The following is an 18,451-nucleotide window of genomic DNA, read 5'->3' on the forward strand; positions in this document are numbered from 1 at the left end:
AAAAAGCGGTCAACTGACCGCTTTTTTGTTTTGATAGAATTTGTCAAGAAGAAACATTTCCTCGTTGGCCTCGGCTTGTGTAATGTGTTCGTAAATTTCCGTTTCTCTTACGCTGGAATGACCGAGAATGATTCTTAATTTTTCTATTTTTCCACCGGCTTTCAAAAATAAAGTTGCAAATGTATGTCTAGCCACGTGAAATGTTATCTTCTTATTAATGTTCAAAGCTTTCATTATATTCTTAAGTTCCCTGTTTAAATATTGGTCGCTAAATTTTTCTACAAATAAATTAGGTTCGTGGTCGATGATTAATTTGGCGGTCCTATTTAAGATCATATTTTTATCCTTGTTTCCTTTAACCAGGATAATTGAAAAATCATTGTTCATCAATTCTTCTCTGTTCAAATTTTGAACGTTTGAAATTCGCAAGCCATTCATACAGGAGAATAAAAAATAGCCAAGCACCAATTTATAGCTATGAGGTATATAGCTTGAAAAATAATAGTCCAAACATTTTTCAAGCTCACTCTCCAGTAAGTAGGTTCTGTTGCCTTTCGTATCTCCTACAAACAAATCTTTCACTTCAAAATTCAGTCTAATACCATTCTTGACAGCAATCAATAAAAATTTTTTTAGTACTGAAAAATTTGATGCAATAGTGTTGTCTTTGTTTTTCAATGTAAATTTCAAATACTTTCTATAATCATTAAGCCATTTTATGCTAAGGTCATTGAAGCTTACATAATTATTATACTCTGTCAGTTTCTTCAGCACAACTTCGTAACGCTCAATTCTCGATGCGCTTACAAATGCTTTTTGTTCTGGAATAGCATTTTTAAAAAAAGCCACAAAATTTACTCGCGATAGTTTATTTTCATATTCCTGTCTTAGCAGTTTTGGGGTTAAAGGGATTTCTGCTAATCTGTAAACTGTTTCAATACTTGTCAACTTCGCTTCGATATTTTTTAAGATCAAGTTGATATCCTCCAGTTCCTGCGAACCATTGGATAAAACACGTTGATTTTTTACGTGCCAAATATCTTTGTCCACATAAAGGTTTAGAAATATTCTCTCGGTCAATTTGATATCGCCACCTGATATTCTTAAATAAATTGGATGTTTATCCTGGACAATTACGTCCTTTCTAATAAAAAATGTTGTCTTCATAAACACTCGCTTTCGTTGCGTGTTTATCAGCGTGTTTAAAAAGTGGTCTGAGGCGGTTAAAATCATAGTCAATGATGTATTTAATGAAACAAAAAAAAGCACACTACATAAGGCTTCCCAAATGTTTGTGTGCTTACACTGACTAGAAATAATTCTAAATTGTGATCCCAGAAGGATACTAAACACATCTGATATACAGTTAGTTAATTGTTATACGTGACTTTCACGTGTTAATTCTTCTCTTAAATCGAGTAAAATAGCCATCGCTTTGTTAAGTTTTTGCAACGGTTCCTCTTTAAATTCTTCTTCAGAATCCCTTATAAGCCAAATGTAATCTACATTCACTTTAGGTGAATTTACAAATGCTTTAATCATATCTCCAGACAAGCGATCAATATTTACATTTTTATTAAATAATGTGTATGGAAAGTTAATCGCCTCTGCAAGTTCCTTTTGGCCTTTAAACCCGTTATCGGCGCAAATTTTCTCAATTTTATCTTTTAAATTCATTTAGAACGTTTCTAAATTAATACTCAAATCATATTTTTATATGATTTTATTTGTTTTAAATCATACTTATTTACTATTTTCGTGATGTAAAAAATAATATATGTCAAAGATAATAGAAAAAAAGAAACAAAACGATGTGCATTCGCATATTGATAGAGCCTACTCGATTATCGAAGGTAATCTTCCAAGAAATTACGTTGAAAAAGTCTATGAAATTTTGAAAGATGATAAGACTTTGACAGACGGCATAATTCGCAATACTAAAAATCGTGTTCACCAGTATCCTTCCTCAAGAATTAATGTACTTAATGCTCTTGTGCAAATTTCTAAGGATTATGCAGTTGAGCTTGAAAAATTAGAACAATTAACTAAATAAATAAAAATCGCCATGTACAGTTCAAAAAACTTATTACCAGGAATGGTAGACGGAAATGTGGAAATTTTCGTCGAAAAAAATGATTTAAAAGCTTTGATGGATGGGAAAGTAATTCCATTTGCTCAACTTCCTTTTACAACAATTGCTCTTTTGAAAGAGGAAATGTATAAGGATAATGATGTATTGATAGCGTTATTCGATATGCATCCTAGATCCGAAATGAAAAGAATCGAACAATTTGCAAAATGCAGATTGGGAGGTTTAGATTTTGCTCCGGATATCGTTGATGGTTCATTACAAGATGGTGAGTTCTGGGATTGCCCAAACCGTGGAACTTGTCCGCACGAAGGTATACTCTGTAAACTTCCTGTAATCAATGGTAAACGTCTTGAAAAAAAAGAGGTGAACATTTTACAATTAACTTCTACGGATATGACTAATGAAGTTATTGCAGAAACTCTTGATGTTTCTCTAGGGTTATTGCACAAGCTTAAAAAGAATTTGTATGCAGCACTTCGCATCCAAACTAAACAAGAAGGAACTCTATTAGCTAAATTTTTCAATCTTATTTAAAATGAACCTACAGCAAAAATATGAGCAGGCAATGTCTGCTAAAGGAGAAGCGATGCTTCAAATTTTAGCTAATTTAACTTCAGCAGAGCAAAAATATATTAATGCAAAAATTATAGTGCAATATCTAGAAGAGGATTTAGAAAGATATAATCCAGACCATCCTTGGAGAGATGCACTTTACATAAAAAAACAGATTTACGATTGGACAGAAATCATTCAACAATTAGAATCTCAATTGCATTTAGCCCAGTGCTAGATAATACGTTCTTACCCATTCTTTCGTGTGCTTACACGACTTTTTAAAACTTGAAAGCCACAGCATTGTGAGCGTTGTGGCTTTCTTTAAAAAAAAAATGATATGCCGAACCTCGAAATATATCACGGTGATAGAATAGTTAATCGAATAGACATTAATTCAGTTAGTCAGGCCAAGGAATATGCTAAAAAAAATTCAGAACCTAACGACCAAAAAACCTTTGTCTATTCAACAGTAAATACTGAAAAGATGATAGAAAATACAATGATTATAAAAAGACCACACTATGGATAATTCAGTCAATGAAATTCAAAACCAAATTCATCAGTTAGAAGCTGCTATCAAACAAATGGAAAATCACGAGCTATTTAATGATATGGAAAAGCGCGACAGAATTAAAGAATACAATATCAAACTTGAGGAATTGTATTTAAAGAAAGCAAAAAACATTGAAGTAAACGAAGAAAAACAAGTATAAAAAATGGGTTACATAAAAGAATCTTGTAAAGATAAAATACTTGAAGCTATCCATATTCAGGAAGTTATTGGTGAGTTTGTCGAATTAAAACGTGCTGGTGCAAACTTCAAAGGATTTTCTCCATTTTCTGATGAAAGAAGCCCTTCGTTTATGGTTTCTCCTGCTAAGCAAATATTCAAATGTTATTCTACTGGAAAAGGTGGTAATGCAATTTCATTTTTAATGGAAAAAGGGATGTCATATCCAGAGGCATTAGAGTACGTTGCTAAAAAATATAACATTCAAATTGAATATGAAGCTGTCGAGTTTTCAGAAAAAAAAGTAAAGCAGCTTGAAGAGAAAGACAAGCTTCGTAAAGTTTTAAAATTAGTACACGATTTATATGTCGAACAATATCATAATAGTACACCTGAACATCTATGCAGAAAGGAAGTTGAAGGCAATAGAGAATATAAAAAAGGAAAAATCATCGATTGGGGCATTGGTTTTGCTCCGGATAATTTTCTTTTTGATAAACTTATATCTTCAGGATATCAAAAAGAAGGCGAAGCTCTAGGTTTAATTCACGTTTCAGAAAAAGGAAATAAGTTTGATAAATATTCTAATCGTGTTATATATCCAATACACGATAGAAACGGATTGCTTATTGGCTTAGCTGGTAGAGATATCACAGATAGCTCCAAGATGGGCAAATGGATAAATCCTCCAGTTAATGCTGAGAATATACTATACAATAAATCTCGCGTTTGGTTTGGATTGCATAAAGCCAAAATGGAAATGCGTCGCAAAAGTGAAGTATTTATCGTAGAAGGTTATAATGATGTAATTGCATTTCAGAGCTACGGCGTTGAAAATACAGTAGCGCCTTGCGGAACTGCAATTACTGAAGAGCAAATAAATGAACTTAAAAAATACTGCGAAAAAGTAATTTTTTGTATGGATCCTGATAAAGCAGGAATGGCAGCAGTATTAAAGCACATTCCAAAATTTATCAAGCAAGGATTTAGAGTTGATGTTCTAACTCTTGATTTAGATCCTGATGATTTTGTTAGGAAATATCACGATGTGATTGCTCTTTGTGGTCTTTATGATATGGTCACTGTTCCAGGAGTTCGAGTGGATGGGTTTCAATTATTGATAAATGAGTACATCAGAAAAGACTATCATCAATTAGAGTTAGAACTAAAGAAAGAATCTGAAATACTTAGCCAGTTAGAAGTAAAATTTAAAAATGATAAGCAAAATTTACTAAATGAAGCTACAGAAATTGAAGGAGATTTACTTCAGGCAAAAAGCCTTTTAAAAGAAATTGAGTTAGCAACTGGAAAAAAATCAGACCAATATTTAGAACAAAGTAAAACTACTACTACTCTAAAGGCAAAACTAGATAGCAAAAAGCATAAACTTAAAAACTTTGAGGAACCTTTGGAGCTGAAGCAACAAAGAGATTTGGTTTATTTAATTAAATTAAACTTTGATAATGCATTTAAGAATTCAGAATTAAGAAGATCTGTTGGTGCTAAGCATTTATCCAGTTTAATAATTGACGTGAAAGACAACGCGTTTTTTGAAATTTATTTCAATTGGATCGCTACAGAGGCGAAAGTTTTAAAGTCGACTTTAAATAGCTGGATAAAAGAGTTCAGGTCACAAAATGAAGATATTGAAGAGCCAGAGTATGATATCGAGTACGAGCTCCCAAAAAGTGTAAAAATTCCTTTTAAAGATTTGGAAAGCGATATCAAACATTATGGAATGTTTATGGCCAATAATCAAATTTGGATGTCACTTCCTGAAGGCCGTGATGGAAAGGTATATTTCAATTCAATGTCAAATTTTGAGATTGAAATTTTACAACATATGCAAGATGAGAAGTTTCCAATGAAACTAATCAGAATTAAAAATGTTCACGGATTAGAGAAGATTTTTGATACACAATCAGAAAACCTGAACACACCGCAGGCATTTGATAATACTGTAACAGGTCACGGAAATTTTAGATTTGATGGCAATCGCTCCGATTTACTTCAGCTGCGTACATTTCTATTTGATAAAATGGGTAATGGTAGAAAGATTGATGTTCTTGGATGGCAACCTGATGGGAAATTTTTCGCGTGGAATAATAAAATTACAACTGAAATTGGTGGAGACATACCAATGAATGAGCACGGAATATTTATTAAAGACGATGTTCATTATTACATTCCTTCAGCTAATCAAATTTATAAAAATAATTCTTTTAAATATGATGCTCAGAAGCGTTTTAGAGTAATTCAAAACACGGTTTCTTTCGAGGTATTTTCTTTAAAAGTAAAAGAAGTTCATCGTGATCATGCAATTTCTGCATTACTTTTTGGAATAGCTTCAATATTTCAAGATATCGTCGTAGAAAAATTAAGCAATTTTCCAATTCTGTTTTTTTATGGTCCTGGTTCTTCAGGTAAAGATGAACTGTCAGCAATTGTACAGAGCTTCACTGGTGTTCCGCAAACCGCCATTAACTTAGAAGGTCAGGTTTCTACAATCAAAGCACAGGTGCGAGAATTTGCGCAGTTTAGAAACGGAATTTCCCAATTATCAGAATATAAAGCAGGTAATCCACAGCTAGATGGTATGCTAAAGGCATTATGGGACAGACGTGGTTACAAGCGTGGAAACCTTGAGAGTCACGTAGGAACCGAGAGCATTCCTATTGAGAGCTCCGCGATACTAACAGGTAATCAATTCCCAAATGAAGAGCCTTTGATTCTTCGGTTAATTTGGAACGAAATGACGAAAAATGAATTTAATCCTGATGAAATGAAAGCTTTTGACGAACTAAGAGATATGAGGGAGAAAGGTGTTTCCGGATATTCGGATATGTTCCTAGCACATAGAATACACTTTCAAGAAAATTTCGAAAAAGAACAACGTAGTTGGAAGGGAATTCTTCAGGAGTTATTTCCTGAAGCGAAAAGTAGAATTATATCTAACTTATCTATACTATCATCGGTATACAGTATGTTCAAAGATAAGGTAAATTTTCCATTTACACAAGAAGAAATGATACAACATTTTAGAAAAGGAATCGATCAACAAATTAGAAAAATCAATTCAGCTTCTATTCTTAATCGTTTCTGGGATTGTTTTATCGCTGCTCTTCGTGGTCAAAAAGAACAACGTCTGCAAGTTAATTACATAGTCACCATAAAAGCGAATAATTTATATATGAATTGGTCACATACATATAATAGAATTCAGTTAGAATGGATCACAAGGTATAAAGAACTTGCTCCAACGAAGCCAGTAATTAGAGAACAACTTGAAAAGTCCGGTTGTTTTATCGAAGATTTAAAAGTATTCTCATTTGACGAAGGTCGTGATGCAAACAGAACTTCAGCAATGGTTATCAATTTGAATGCTTTGTCTGAAGAAATTAAACAGGATATTATTGGCTCAGTTATGTATCAGATAAATGAAGGCACATTCTTCGAGAATACACATAAACCGAAGGAGCCTAATGGGCAGGAAGCACTCCCTTTAGATGGTCTTCCCACCGAAATCGGCGACGACAATCCTTTTTGATTTTTTTTTCCCTGCAACCCATTATAAAAAAATAATTAATAAAAGATGTGGAAACACTACAAAAAACTTCTCGACATTCTCAACATATATAAGTTAATGAGAATCAGTTTTTTAAAGTAGTGAAAATGTTGAGAATGTTGTAGAAGGTTGAGAAAGAAATACATTTTTCTGCAACATTCTCAACATAAAAAGATATAACTAACTGATTTTCAATTAGTGAGAAGTCGAGAAGTTGAGAAGCTGATTTTAATATAAATAGAAGTCAAAAAAAAAATTCAATATGGACTCAAAAAAAATTGATTTAGAGATTTTTAATCAAATTCAAACGATGGCGGAATTTGAAAATATATGCGCTAACTATAATTTTCTTATAGTAAATAATCTTATTCCAGAATGTGGATTCGTGAGAGTTCTAGCAACAATGACCTTCAGAAAATTAATACGAGTAAGTAATGGAGACTAAATATTATTCAATCCGCGGCACTTTGGCCAGATGCTATAAAGAAGATTTTCTTCGAAATGGCAAGATAATAGAGAATGCGACATACTATATTAAGGATGAAAGCACCTTTCAATTCAAAGGTAGATATGTAATAAATTCAATTTATTACAATGAGGTTACTCCTGGAGACGATTTATTGACCGAAAAATACTATTTGGATCAAATTGATTATTTGGTTTCCAGAAGTTTAGTTTTTAAGCTTCAAGAAAATTATGACAGTTTGAAGTTCAATTTCAATTTATACCTGCAAACTGCTACAGAATTTGATGTTTTTTATGGTTCTACAAATCATATGATTTTGAACACAACCTACTACTGTATCACGCCACAAAACCAAATCTTAGGACCATTTATGATTAAAGAAAATCATTCCGGTGAAAAATTTAGAGAATGGTTGGTTAAAGGATTGCTCTTGGTTCCTACCAAAAAACAAACATTTGAACCTTTTAAAATTGCTGCAGCATCGTGAGTGTAAAATATCAAAAATACCATCGAAAAGGAAAGAAGGTTCTAGCGCAATTTAAGCCAGGAACTGTTGTGAAAGCGAAGACATTCAATATGTATAAAGTTAAGTATACTTATCTCCTATTTGTCAAGCTTGATGATGATGAAATAGCTCATCCGTACTTTCCGCAAGATGTCGAAGAATTAACAAATAACAAATTATAAATTTTAAAATTACAATTATGAGTAAAGTAAAAGATTATTACGGAGAAAAATTTTTAAGCAAAGAAGACAACATTAAATTGGATTTTATTCACGCAGAATTAGAAAACCCTTATGAAAAAAATGCACAAACATTAAATTGGTGTTTAACAATAAACACTGGTAAAACTGATGAAAAGGGATATGTCGACGCATTAATTATTGAAATTTCACAAGCTCAGTATCCTTCATTTTTTGAAGCTCCAGAAGGAGAATTTAATACTGTTGAGTATAAAACTATTCAGTTACCTACAGGAATGTCTGCTCAAGAAGCAAAAGAATTAATTTCTAAACTTTCAAAAGAAATTGATTTAGCAATAGAAGAATTTGAAAATGATTTAGATTAATTAAATTTTAAAACAAATGCCATGCACACACATTTTTACGTTCATCGTTCGCACGGAACTCAAACATCGAACAAACTTCAAAAAGAAATCAGCGAATTTCTTTGCTCATTAGACGGTAATTTGATAGACGCAGTAGATCTATCTGAATTTCAAAAAATCGTCATTGAAACGATTGAAAAATTGAATCTTAAACATCCAAGGTGCAAACCTTTCAAAGTTGCATTTGAGCGAGTTAGTCAAGACAGAAGCATTAGGCTTAGTGGTTTTTATCACGAGAATTTCTACCTGTACAAAGCAACACTTACGCATCTATCAACAGTCGAATATAAATCACTATCAAACAATTAAATTATGGCAATTACCAAAACATATTACGTAGCAAAAGTTTCAAATACGCAAGGATTCAACTTTATTTTTGAAAGAGAAAAAGTAGCAGAATATATCTTTTATGATTTATTGAAAGCAAAACTAAAGGAGTTAATTGGAGAAGAAAGAAAGGACCAATTTGACAAATGTTTACAAGATGTTACTGAAGCCTTTGAGAGCAAAACGCCAGTTACAATTGGTGATAGAAATTTTGAAATAAAAAGTGTAATCAAAAAATTTAAGCATGAAGCCAAATAAAATATTCCTTCAGACAATAACTCAGCACATTGGTGAGCCAATTACTAATGTTTCACAAGTAGGAACTTTTAAAACTGATGGACCAGAACTTGAAAGAATTTGCGAAGATTATTACAATGCAAAATTAGAGCAGTCAGGGCTCCGTCATTTTTACATCGGTAAAAAAATAGAATTAATCTTAATTGCATTTTTTGCTGGTTTCGTCTTTTCTGCATTATTCACTTTTATAATCTTTTTTTAATTATGGAAATTTTACAAACAAATGATTATTCCAAGTTCCAAAAGATCGTTGGAAACAGAAATATTAACAATGCAAAAATTGATAAAATAATCAATGATATTAATCAAGGATTCAATATGCTTCCGTATTGTCCAATTATAGTTTCTCTTGATAAGAAAACAGAAAAGTTCAATATAATTGATGGACAGCATAGACGGGAAATATCAGAGAGAACCGGGAACCCTGTTTACTATGTAGTCTGTGATACATTATCTCTAAAGCAAATTGCGCAGTTAAATTCCAGAGGAGAAAAATGGAAACCTTCCGATTTTTTAAGCTGCTATATTAACTTAGGTATTGAAGATTACAAAGATATTGTACTAATAATGAATGAATTTGGAATTAATATAAAAGTCACTATCGACTTATTAATGTATTTCTCGCATTCGGAAAGTAAATCTACTGATATTTTTCAATCTGGTGATTTTAAAACTAATTACCTTAAAGAAACAAGAGAATTATTAGCATTGGTTAATGATTTATTTTCTAGATATACATTTTCGAAAGATAAATATCTTATAGGTGCAGTTCAGAAAATTAAAGAAAGAGGGAAATGTGATTTTGAAGTATTAAAAGCGAAGATTTCGTTAGCTCCAGTAATGATGGATAAACAAGTAGATTTAAAAAATTATATATACAACATTGAGCGGGTCTATAATTTCAAAAATCAAAACAGACAAGTAATTTACTAATTAAAATCATAACCAAGCCAATGCAGAAAATACGTGTTCTGCATTGGCTTTAAAACTAAACTAAAATGATAAATACAGAGCTAAGAATTGGAAATTATGTTGAAATAAACAATCAAGTTACTAAAATGGAAGTTGGTTGGTTTTCATCAACAAGCATTCGCAGAATTGAAATTACAGAAAAATGGCTTTTAGATTTTGGATTTGAAAAAATTGATAATCATAGATTTAAAATAAAACCTTCTGATTTTTTTGATTATTACTATACTTATTCAATAACAGACCAAACTTTTAGAGTTTATTTAGATAATGAAAAAACAATTATTTGTATTTCCTGTGCTTTTTCTGTTCACGAATTACAAAACTTGTTCTATTCTATTACCAAGCGTGAGTTAGCTATTGCATAACGTTTGCCACTTGGCGAGGTTGGGAAAAGTAAACCCGAACACTCGATTAATCACTAATTATAAAAACACAAAACAATGCCGAAATTAAAGACCGATACCCAATCTTGCCAAATGGCTGTTACTGGCTGTTTCTCTCTTTTAGCAGATAATCCGATTGTAACTACTGGTTCAGACTTTTCTGGAGTTGGAGCATTTGACCAAGCACTTGAAAGATTAGGAATTAAGCAAAACAAAAAGTTTGCTTGTGATATGGATAAATACGCTCGACAAACTTATATCTACAATTTTGGAGAACCTGATTATTATCCGGAGAATGTTTATGAACGTGAAATACCAAAAGAAAGTTTAGATATTTATATGACTTCTCCGCCTTGCCAAAGTTTCTCGCTTGCAGGAAAACGTAAAGGAGAAGATTCTAAAAATGGAGTTTTGTTCTATAATTCACACGAATTTATTGTAAAAAACAATCCTCGTTATTTTATTTTTGAAAACGTGAAAGGATTACTTTCTGACGATAACGGAAAAACGTTTCAAAGATGGATTGATTATTTAGGCGGAAAATCAGTAAACGGAAATCCTGTAATATTTCCTCACGAAAACGCAACACCATATCACGTTTATTACCAGGTTATGAATGCCAAACATTACGGAGTTCCACAAAATCGTGAACGCATTTTTATTATTGGGATTCGTGATGATGCAGATAATACTTTTAGTTTTCCAAAACCATTTCATTTAGTAAAAAGATTGAAAGACGTTCTTGAAAGTGAAGTTGATGAAAAGTATTTTTTGAGTGATACAATGCTTACTTGGATTGATAAGTATAGAGAAAAAAGAAGTAGTTCAGGAAAATATCCATTTACAGAAGATGATGATTATAGCGGTTGCATTACAGCACGATATAATAAAATGGGTGCAGAAGATATATTTATCGGAGCAATACGAGGTCGTAACCCACAAAATCCATTAAGTAGAGTTTCAGGATTACCAACAGAACAAATGCTTGAAATAAATGAAAACGGAACTTCAAACGCATTAACAACCGTTCAGAAAGATAATGTTGTAATAATTCCTGCTAATAACTCAAAAGGATATGATATTGCACAAGAAGAAGAAGATTCTATAAATTTTAGCAATCCTAATTCAGAAACAATACGAGGACGAGTAGGAAAAGGAGTTGCACAAACATTAGACATAAGCTGCAATCAAGGTGTTTTAGTTAGTATTCCAAATCCAATTGTAGAATATCAATTAACTGGTGGCAAATGGGATAAAACACACGAACAATCAGGACGAGTTTATGATAAAAACGGAATTGCACCAACGATACATACAATGGGTGGCGGAAATCAAGAACCTAAAGTATCAAATATGCAAAGAATAAGAAGATTAACTCCTTTTGAATGTTTTAGATTAATGGATTTTAACGAAAACTTCAAATGGAATGTGAGCGATTCACAAGCATACAAACAAGCTGGAAATTCGATTGTAGTAAGTTGTTTAGTCGAGATTATAAAACGTCTTGATTTACATCAACCGAAATAGCCAGTAACTAATGGATAGGCGCTACTAATAGCGCCTATCACTATAAAAAAAATAAATTAACAATCAAAAAATTATGTATTACAAAATCGAAAACAAAGAAAGTGAAGTATATAAAAAACTACACGAACAAAGAACTAAAGAAGAGCAAATGGAGCTAAAAAATACCGCTTCCATTATTGAAAAAACAGGTTTAAATTTTACTAACTTTTTTGGCAGAATAGGACAACAGAATTTTAGAAGAGTTACTTCTTATAGTGGGTTTGAGTTTACAGAACCTGAAAAAGTAGATTTAAAAATATGGAAACGTCTTAAAGAACATCCTGAAATATTCGTTCCTAATACAAGAACGAAATTAGGTAGAGAAATGCAAGAATTTTTAAGCAATGGTTTAGAAGGAAGTAGATACGATATTATAAACGATATTTTAGGTTTAAAAAGTTTAAGAAGTTTTACTTTTCCATTTGTTGAAATTATTGGAGAAAAAATAATCCTCTATGTAGATGATCAATATGATTTAGACGATAAAGATATTATTGAAATTACAAAACGTGAATTTAAGGAGTTACGTCAATTGCATTAGCAATAATGTTAAGTTATCTACTAACAGTATTTTCAATAAAACACTGTTAGTAGATTGTTTTTTTTAATTTTTATCTGCTGTTGTGAATTTCTTGTTTTCAGCATTATAAAATTCTAAAATTCCCGAATTTGTTAAGATGTAATACTCTCCATTTCCTTCTGATTTTTGGTCAAGTCTAATTCCATCTGTTACTTTTTTTCTGCTCATTTCATCAATCGATGAACTACCATCTTTAAATGCTATTTTAACAAAAGTTTTGTTATCTTTTTCATAAACTGTAAAAGAGGCATTTACGTATTGCTTTTCAAAAAACTCTCCTAATATTTTTCCGTCAACGTTTTTACTTTGACCTTTAAGTTTAGTTTCTTCTTCTAAAGTTGAACCAATTATTTCTACGTTTAAGTTTGGAGTAAAATGTGAAGTTGCCCAAGCTCCTGAATCTACTTTCATTCCAGGCAAATAATAAAATATCCATAAATTATCATAAGTTGTTCTAGTTTCTCTTAATTCATTCGCAATTTTGGTTAATTCATCAACACTAATTTTTTCTCTTAATTCAATGTTAATATTACACTTATTAATTCCAAATTCTGGTTTAACATTTTCCTCTTCAGATAAAATTTCATACTTAATGGTTTTATCTTTATTCTCAATTGTTGTTTCAACTTCGTTCGAAGTTTCTGAATTTTGTTTACAAGAATTTAAGGACAATACACTTGCAGTGATAATAATTAATTTTTTCATAATTTGTTTTTATTAATTTGAATTCTACTTTATATACCTTATCCAAGCTGACTGACAACTAATATAAAGGCGCAATTGATAACGTTATTACCCCAAAATTAGGACAATAAACGATACAATTACTTGTTGAAAGTAGCTTTTTTCATATAATCATATTTTTATATGATTGTAATAATACTTTTGTTATATTTGACTAATCAAATTTTTGGTATGGCATTGTTAGATAAAGTATTAAGCAACGTTCACGCTTGTGGCATCGAGTTAGCATTTGAAGGCGATGCAGTTCCTTCAAACATTATAGGATGGCAGCCATTCTATAATTCACTATTTGATAATGCTACCTTCGAAAAAGCTTACGCTTCTTTATCTTCAATTTTTTTCAATGAAGAAAGCACTCCTACTCCTTCTGGTCCTTCATACAAGCAAAAATTAACTTGGAGATTTCCAGAACACGATCCTTATAGATCCGAAAGAATTGCATTGATTCACAAAATCAAGTTTGTGAAGTTCAAATTTACATCCGGTTTAGATTTGGTAGTAGGTCGAAATGATGTTTTTCAAAATGCTAAGCCTGTGATCAAAGTTTCTTCAGACGGTCAACTGTGTGTTGTTGAAGTTGAGACGATGAGTATTTCTCCAGCAGGATTTACGCCAAATCCTAACGCATACGGTTTACCAACATTTATTCCACTAAGTTTTTTATAGTTATGATACCAAATCCATTTCCATTAAATATTACTCCAAAAGTTAATTCACCGCAATTATTAGCGTGGTTAGCTCAGTATGGTGATGATAAATATGCTGATTCAGAATTTTTTAATAAAATAGTTCAGGCATTAAATTACCTTTATGAGAATTTAGGTTCTGGCGGTGGTTCGAGTCTCTTCCTTGGAGATCATGTATCACTTGAAGCTCTACAGACTGCGCATCCAAATCCTATTGCCGGAAATACTGCAAACATAATTGTAGAAGGTGCTGCCAATGATTTAGCAGTTTGGGATAATGACGATAGCAGCTGGATAGTTTATCCTGGTGCCGGATATAGTTTTACTACTCCAAGCTTTCAAGAAACTACAGACATTAGTCCTACTACTACCAATGCTATTAATGTAGGTGGATTGACAATCACAGACAAAATCAATTTCATAACTGGTCTAATCACCCAAATTCGAAATGTACGATTTCAAGACAAAGATGGCGATGTAGCTTATACTTCTGATATAGCAACTCTTTCACAAACAACTCCTTCCAAGCAATCAGCTGAATTATTACTTTTAAATGCTGACGTGGTTCAAGGTCCTGGATTACCGCGCATCTCAGGATTAACCAAACAAGGGCATAACTTGACTACAACTTCAAGAATTATAGTCACAGAATATAATGTTCCTGGATTCAATGGTATTTATAGAATTGGTAGTGGACCTGATCAAATTAATGGGCATTATAATTTGACAAGAGTTTCTGATGCAAATACAAGTGCATCGTTGAATAATGCTATAATAAGTGTTACTAACGGAACCTTTGCTGGTAAAACCTTCAGACAAACAACTCCAAATCCTGTTGTAAATACAACTGCAATTGCTTTTGAAGAGTTTGGTGGAGCATCAGTTGCTTTTGCGACAAACATTCTAGCTGGCATCGCAAAATTATACAATGGAATTGGTACAGAAACTGATGGCGGAATTACTCCAAATGCTGTTTTAAATGCTTTGAATGCTTTGAATCCTCTCAATAAAAGATTGTACTATGATGATTTTGTAAATTTAGGAGATAACGGAATAGGTTTGTTAACAGTAAGTGCAGCAACTCTGGAGTCTGAAGGAGGACTATCCAATATTATAAAGATTGGAGGAGGAACCAGTTTTACAAAAATGCCAGCTGAATTAAATAGAGATGGTATTTTAAGAGCAACTATAGGGAATATTAATGGATCTATAAGAATTAGACATAGTAACTTGTGGATAAAATCTACAGACTCCGTAATGTTTGCATCCAACTTTAGAATTCAGACTTTAAGCACTGTGACAGAAAGATATACATTGTCTTTCAGATTTTTTAATGACAATAACAATTTTATAACTTGTACTTACAGTGATAATACCAATTCAGGTAGATTCCAGTTTATAACGTCACTTGCTGGAGTAACAACAACTGTAAACACTTCCGTAAATGTTGCAATTAATACTTGGTATGATTTAGAAATTATATTAATAAATGGAGTTGCTACTTTATTTATAAATGGAGTTGCAGAGCTGCCAATATCAACAAATATTTTATTGAATGCAAGTTATGATGTACAATGTGTTTTGACAAAAACTGTCTCACAAGCAAATGCACCTAGGACAGTAGATTTCGACTTTATATTATTTAAAGATTTATAAGATATGATAGTATTTGTATTAGAATTTGAAAACCAAAGAATTGAGTTTCCAACAATTGAATTAGCTAATCAATACAAAATTGATAACGATATTGATGCAATTCCTTTTGAATTTGAAAAGGTAGTTGAAGAAATAATTATAGATAACTCTGATATTCTCGCAATTGAAATAAAATATCCTGAATTATTAGGGATGAATTACAAGCTTTTGAGCTTGGATAATCTTGAGGGAATTAAGCGCGATTCTACATTAGCAGATAAAGGATTGAAAGGCGAAAAAAAATACCGTAAAGACGGCGTTTTAATTTGGTCTTCAGAGAAAAAATACTGGTTTCAAGAAGGCGGATATGTTGGTGGTTTTAGAAGATTGACCAAACTTTTTAATATGGATGAGTCTGTAGCGATGGAGTGGGAAAACTTCTATGATTTATCTCCAGATGATAAGAAATTATTTGAAAAACAACAGCGCGAATTCATCTTTGAATATTTCAAAAGTCAACAGCCGGAACTATTTAATTTCTTATATACTTTCTTTTCTAAAGAAATCAACGATTACATAATGGCCGATGGTGACAATTTAAAAAATACTTTAATTAATATGGCTGAAAATCATCCATATCAAGATGAAAATGGTGTTTATATTGTTAGAGCTACGCTCAATCAAGTAATTCCAACTTTAACGCCGGGTGTGACCACAACAGTTTTACAAGGAATAATTGACGAATTGGTATGATAAAAAATAGATTTTATAAAGACTTCACTCCTATCCAGCTTTCCGTTGGTGATGCTCTTATGAAATCAGAAATGGTTGGGTTGGATTATAAACATCCAATTCGAACATTACATCTCGAAGCTTGGCAAAGTTTTGAGCGTGGCGAATGGAGCTACGACGGAGCTACGTTTGTTAAAGAAAAATTTTCACATAGTCTTTTCGAACTCGCGTCATTCATTCACGATTGGAGGAACTCTATGGGTTATGTCGGTTCCTGGGTAGATAAAGAATTCATCGATATAATGATATGCCTCAACTATCCTTTTGATAAAATATTGATTCGATATCTACTAATGCGGCTGACCTTTATTAATGTGATGTTGCATAAGATAAAAAAAAATTACAAAACAGACAAACCTTCTTTGATATACAGTTTATGAATCAAGTTCTAGTAACTATTAGACCTCACTTAATTCCTTTCTTCTTTGAAGAAATGGAAGGAACTTTAGCGAGTTATGAAGGTCAAAAAGTTAATATGATTCGACTGTTACCATCTTCCTCATTGGCTAATTATCTGTATACTCAAATTAATTACGTTAAAAAGAATAGCCGAAATTTTCCAAATGATCAGTTTCTTTTTTATCTGAGCATCCAATTCAAGCAATTTTATATCTTATCCGGAACCGTTTATTTGGACCAAAAAGGAGAAAGGTCTGAATTAAAAATGGAATTGGATAAGGTTCGAGATTTGAATAATTTGTTAGAGGATATCTTCAGAACATCATTAGTGATGTTTGTGGATGGATGTCGCGCTGGTAAATTAGGCGTTTCTAAATCGGTTCTTTTGTTTATGGAAAAATACAATCTTATTGAGTATGGTTTTGAAGTTCCAACTATGCGAAAGATGTATTACGAACAAAAGAAAAAAAAAGTACTTAATAGATTCCAAAAACGCAGCACTAATCAAGTTATTGGCTTCTTTTAGAAATTTTACATTCACAACTTATGTGAAATTTTCGCACGAATTTCGTTGAAAATTATTAGCAATGACGTTCTCAAGAAAAAACTACAACAAAAGAAAACCTTCTTGGTTTTTAAGAGTGAAGAAAGCAATCACTTTGCTTTCTGATGCAGCAACCATAATTCTATTAGGAATTGGATATGCAGAAAATAGTTTGTTGATTTTGATTTTAAGAGTCGGAATCAGTGCTATTCTTGAGAGTGTTCAACTTTTGATTAGCGATGAAGACAATGCATAATTTATTTCACCTATTAGACCTAAAGCTATCGATAGCCGGAATAGCTTTTTTAGCTGTTTCAGTATCTAGTCTTGACGTATCACTTAAAATATTAGGTTCCATATTGTTTATTGGTTTCAATATTCGCAGATGGTACATTATGGAGAAAAATCACAAAAAAGAAAATGATCACAAAAATCAATAGAGCTCAGTTTTATAAGAATTTCCGAAAACAATTCGGGAAGCTTTCTCAACTTCAAGTTGAAGGAATTGAGGCGATATTTAATGAATGGGAAAGATTAGAACTATCTGATTTAAGATGGCTTTCTTATATTTTGGCAACAGCTTGGCACGAGACAGACAAAACTATGCAGCCAATGGAAGAATATGGGAAAGGTAAATCTAAAAGATACGGAAAGAAAATCAAGCATTCTGGAGTTTCTTACATAGCTCCAAATAAAATTTATTTTGGTCGTGGCCACGTGCAATTAACTTGGTATGAGAACTACGAATTAATGGGAAAATTAATTGGCGTTGACTTATTGAGAAATCCAGAACTAGCATTAGTGATGGAAAACTCAATCAAAATAATGTTTGAAGGAATGTTGCGTGGAGCTTCTTCTTTTGGTGACTTCACTGGCAAAAGTTTGGAACAATATTTTAATGAAGCAAAGAATGATCCAATTGGTGCTCGAAGAATTATAAACGGAACCGATAAGGCTGAATTGATAAAAGGGCATCACGATAAATTTTTAAACTGTTTAACAACTTAGA

25 protein-coding genes are annotated in these 18,451 nt (G+C 32.0%); 22 read left to right on the forward strand and 3 right to left on the reverse strand.

What is annotated here, in order from left to right:
* Positions 1-9: 9 nt before the first annotated feature.
* Positions 10-1,167: a site-specific integrase gene (locus Q0049_RS09995; RefSeq protein WP_298119304.1), complete on the reverse strand. Its 1,158-nt coding sequence runs from the start codon at positions 1,165-1,167 to the stop codon at positions 10-12.
* Positions 1,168-1,377: 210 nt separating this feature from the next.
* A complete protein-coding gene (locus Q0049_RS10000; protein WP_298119305.1) occupies positions 1,378-1,677 on the reverse strand; it encodes a hypothetical protein in 300 nt (99 codons plus the stop codon).
* A gap of 100 nt (positions 1,678-1,777) precedes the next feature.
* On the opposite strand from Q0049_RS10000, the gene Q0049_RS10005 reads away from it, so the two are divergent.
* The 16 genes from Q0049_RS10005 (at position 1,778) to Q0049_RS10080 (ending at position 12,603) form a co-directional block, all read left to right on the forward strand.
* Positions 1,778-2,053 carry a hypothetical protein gene (locus Q0049_RS10005; protein ID WP_298119307.1) on the forward strand — a complete coding sequence of 92 codons (276 nt, stop codon included), beginning with the start codon at positions 1,778-1,780 and terminating at the stop codon, positions 2,051-2,053.
* Between the two features lie 12 nt (positions 2,054-2,065).
* Positions 2,066-2,626, forward strand: coding sequence for a hypothetical protein (locus Q0049_RS10010; RefSeq protein ID WP_298119308.1), 561 nt, complete (start codon positions 2,066-2,068; stop codon positions 2,624-2,626).
* A 1-nt stretch (position 2,627) separates the two neighbouring features.
* Positions 2,628-2,882, forward strand: a complete 255-nt coding sequence (locus Q0049_RS10015) for a hypothetical protein (RefSeq protein ID WP_298119310.1) — start codon at positions 2,628-2,630, stop codon at positions 2,880-2,882.
* A 102-nt stretch (positions 2,883-2,984) separates the two neighbouring features.
* On the forward strand, positions 2,985-3,176 hold the full coding sequence (locus tag Q0049_RS10020) for a hypothetical protein (RefSeq protein ID WP_298119311.1): 192 nt from the start codon (positions 2,985-2,987) through the stop codon (positions 3,174-3,176).
* Positions 3,169-3,360: a hypothetical protein gene (locus Q0049_RS10025; RefSeq protein WP_298119312.1), complete on the forward strand. Its 192-nt coding sequence runs from the start codon at positions 3,169-3,171 to the stop codon at positions 3,358-3,360. The genes Q0049_RS10020 and Q0049_RS10025 overlap by 8 nt, the downstream gene beginning before the upstream one ends.
* 3 nt (positions 3,361-3,363) lie before the next feature.
* A complete protein-coding gene (gene dnaG, locus Q0049_RS10030) occupies positions 3,364-6,924 on the forward strand; it encodes a DNA primase (protein WP_298119314.1) in 3,561 nt (1,186 codons plus the stop codon).
* A 280-nt stretch (positions 6,925-7,204) separates the two neighbouring features.
* Positions 7,205-7,387, forward strand: a complete 183-nt coding sequence (locus Q0049_RS10035; RefSeq protein ID WP_298119316.1) for a hypothetical protein — start codon at positions 7,205-7,207, stop codon at positions 7,385-7,387.
* Positions 7,377-7,895 (forward strand): hypothetical protein, encoded by a 519-nt coding sequence (locus tag Q0049_RS10040; RefSeq protein WP_298119318.1) that lies wholly within the window; start codon positions 7,377-7,379, stop codon positions 7,893-7,895. The genes Q0049_RS10035 and Q0049_RS10040 overlap by 11 nt, the downstream gene beginning before the upstream one ends.
* 217 nt (positions 7,896-8,112) lie before the next feature.
* The gene (locus tag Q0049_RS10045) at positions 8,113-8,478 is read left to right on the forward strand and encodes a hypothetical protein (RefSeq protein WP_298119320.1); all 366 of its coding nucleotides are present in this window, start codon (positions 8,113-8,115) and stop codon (positions 8,476-8,478) included.
* A 21-nt stretch (positions 8,479-8,499) separates the two neighbouring features.
* Positions 8,500-8,826, forward strand: a complete 327-nt coding sequence (locus Q0049_RS10050) for a hypothetical protein (protein ID WP_298119321.1) — start codon at positions 8,500-8,502, stop codon at positions 8,824-8,826.
* A gap of 3 nt (positions 8,827-8,829) precedes the next feature.
* On the forward strand, positions 8,830-9,102 hold the full coding sequence (locus Q0049_RS10055; RefSeq protein WP_298119323.1) for a hypothetical protein: 273 nt from the start codon (positions 8,830-8,832) through the stop codon (positions 9,100-9,102).
* The gene (locus tag Q0049_RS10060) at positions 9,089-9,343 is read left to right on the forward strand and encodes a hypothetical protein (protein WP_298119325.1); all 255 of its coding nucleotides are present in this window, start codon (positions 9,089-9,091) and stop codon (positions 9,341-9,343) included. Before Q0049_RS10055 ends, Q0049_RS10060 begins: the two co-directional genes overlap by 14 nt.
* Before the next feature lie 2 nt (positions 9,344-9,345).
* Positions 9,346-10,074: a hypothetical protein gene (locus Q0049_RS10065; RefSeq protein ID WP_298119327.1), complete on the forward strand. Its 729-nt coding sequence runs from the start codon at positions 9,346-9,348 to the stop codon at positions 10,072-10,074.
* Between the two features lie 65 nt (positions 10,075-10,139).
* The gene (locus Q0049_RS10070) at positions 10,140-10,478 is read left to right on the forward strand and encodes a hypothetical protein (RefSeq protein ID WP_298119329.1); all 339 of its coding nucleotides are present in this window, start codon (positions 10,140-10,142) and stop codon (positions 10,476-10,478) included.
* A 75-nt stretch (positions 10,479-10,553) separates the two neighbouring features.
* Positions 10,554-12,023, forward strand: a complete 1,470-nt coding sequence (locus Q0049_RS10075; protein WP_298119331.1) for a DNA cytosine methyltransferase — start codon at positions 10,554-10,556, stop codon at positions 12,021-12,023.
* 73 nt (positions 12,024-12,096) lie between these two features.
* Complete coding sequence (locus Q0049_RS10080; RefSeq protein ID WP_298119333.1) at positions 12,097-12,603, forward strand: hypothetical protein; 507 nt, start codon at positions 12,097-12,099, stop codon at positions 12,601-12,603.
* Positions 12,604-12,666: 63 nt separating this feature from the next.
* Here the strand turns inward: Q0049_RS10080 and Q0049_RS10085 are convergent, their stop codons facing one another.
* Complete coding sequence (locus tag Q0049_RS10085; RefSeq protein ID WP_298119335.1) at positions 12,667-13,347, reverse strand: hypothetical protein; 681 nt, start codon at positions 13,345-13,347, stop codon at positions 12,667-12,669.
* A gap of 210 nt (positions 13,348-13,557) precedes the next feature.
* Here Q0049_RS10085 and Q0049_RS10090 point away from each other — a divergent pair, with 210 nt between their 5' ends.
* The 6 genes from Q0049_RS10090 to Q0049_RS10115 all read left to right on the forward strand — a co-directional run bounded on the left by Q0049_RS10090 (position 13,558) and on the right by Q0049_RS10115 (position 18,450).
* Positions 13,558-14,052, forward strand: a complete 495-nt coding sequence (locus Q0049_RS10090) for a hypothetical protein (RefSeq protein WP_298119337.1) — start codon at positions 13,558-13,560, stop codon at positions 14,050-14,052.
* A gap of 2 nt (positions 14,053-14,054) precedes the next feature.
* Complete coding sequence (locus Q0049_RS10095) at positions 14,055-15,728, forward strand: hypothetical protein (protein ID WP_298119338.1); 1,674 nt, start codon at positions 14,055-14,057, stop codon at positions 15,726-15,728.
* 3 nt (positions 15,729-15,731) lie between these two features.
* Entirely contained in the window at positions 15,732-16,460 is a 729-nt protein-coding gene (locus Q0049_RS10100) for a hypothetical protein (protein ID WP_298119340.1), read from the forward strand.
* 415 nt (positions 16,461-16,875) lie between these two features.
* The gene (locus tag Q0049_RS10105; RefSeq protein ID WP_298119342.1) at positions 16,876-17,424 is read left to right on the forward strand and encodes a hypothetical protein; all 549 of its coding nucleotides are present in this window, start codon (positions 16,876-16,878) and stop codon (positions 17,422-17,424) included.
* 61 nt (positions 17,425-17,485) lie between these two features.
* On the forward strand, positions 17,486-17,698 hold the full coding sequence (locus Q0049_RS10110; protein ID WP_298119344.1) for a hypothetical protein: 213 nt from the start codon (positions 17,486-17,488) through the stop codon (positions 17,696-17,698).
* Positions 17,699-17,862: 164 nt separating this feature from the next.
* Positions 17,863-18,450 carry a glycoside hydrolase family 19 protein gene (locus Q0049_RS10115; RefSeq protein WP_298119346.1) on the forward strand — a complete coding sequence of 196 codons (588 nt, stop codon included), beginning with the start codon at positions 17,863-17,865 and terminating at the stop codon, positions 18,448-18,450.
* Position 18,451 lies beyond the last annotated feature (1 nt).

Origin of the sequence: Flavobacterium sp. (assembly GCF_027484205.1) — a bacterium.
GTDB lineage: Bacteria > Bacteroidota > Bacteroidia > Flavobacteriales > Flavobacteriaceae > Flavobacterium.